Raw genomic sequence first — 1,111 nt, forward strand, 5'->3', positions numbered from 1 at the left:
CTCCCAACCGGAGGGGGGACAGCCCCTCCCCGCCGTCCCCCGAGGTCAGCACCACGGCTCCGGCCCCGTCCGCGAAGAGGGAGGCCGTGGCCCGGTCGGCGGGGTCGACGAAGCGCGAGTACACCTCGGCTCCGACCACCAGGGCGGGCGGGGCGTCCGGCCTGGAGTGCAGCCAGCACCGCGCGACCTCGAGCGCGTACAGGAATCCGCTGCACGCGGCTCCCACGTCCATGGCGGCCGCGTCGCGGGCGCCGATGCGGCTCTGGATCCGACAGGCCACCGAGGGGCCCAACTCGTCGGGCAGGGACGTGGCGCTGACGATCAGCCCGACCTGGTCCGGACGCAGTCCGGCGGAGGTCAGCGCACGCTCGCAGGCCCGCGCGGCCAGGTCCGAGGTCGCCTCGTCCGGGGCCGCGCGCCTGCGCGCCAGCACCCCCGTGCGCTGGCTTATCCATTCCGCGGAGACCCCCGCGTGTTCTGAGATCCGCTCGTTGGAAACCTCTTCTGCGGGCAGGTATTCGCCTACTCCTGATATTCGAACGGGCAAGGGGGCTCCAGGGCGCTGGGCGAGGCAAAGGGGAAAGCGAAAAGCATCGTTCCCGTCGGATGTCGCGGCAAAACTCCTTTTCTTCTGGTAAGCGAAGAAGGAGGATGCTTCCTCTGGGGTGCTGTGAATCCAGGAGTCGGGAGGTCAGGCGGGCTGTGGTGACCGTGCGGACTCCGGGCGCGCGGGAGGGTTTTCGAGGGTGGTCCTTCGTTGTTCCGGTGAGTGTGGGAGGGTTCGGTGGGCCCCGGTCTGTTCTGGGTATTCGGGGGTTGCGCGCCCTGGCCTGTTCCTGTGCGGGAAAGGGTCGGATATGATTCCGGGCCGCGGTGAGAATATTTCCTCCGGGGGAGTTCCGTCTTCGGATGAAACGCCCGGACACGGTAGGTGCGTAGCTGGTGGATATGTGTGCGAGATGACATGGGAACGGTCTGCCGCCGGCGCTTCGCGGGTGCCGGGCGCGACTGGACGGGACTACGCCGCCCGGCCCCGCTCACGTGCCGGGCCCCATGGCGGAGGAGCACTCCACGACTGGGCGGGGGAACCTACGCCGCAGGGGAGGAGGAC

The 1,111-nt window shown here is 69.5% G+C and carries 1 pseudogene; it reads right to left on the minus strand.

From position 1 onward, the window contains the following. Positions 1-433, minus strand: a pseudogene (locus DQW06_RS24615) (3-oxoacyl-ACP synthase III family protein); the annotation flags it as partial. Positions 434-1,111 lie beyond the last annotated feature (678 nt).

Source organism: Nocardiopsis sp. TNDT3 (assembly GCF_003427465.1).
Classification (GTDB): domain Bacteria; phylum Actinomycetota; class Actinomycetes; order Streptosporangiales; family Streptosporangiaceae; genus Nocardiopsis; species Nocardiopsis dassonvillei.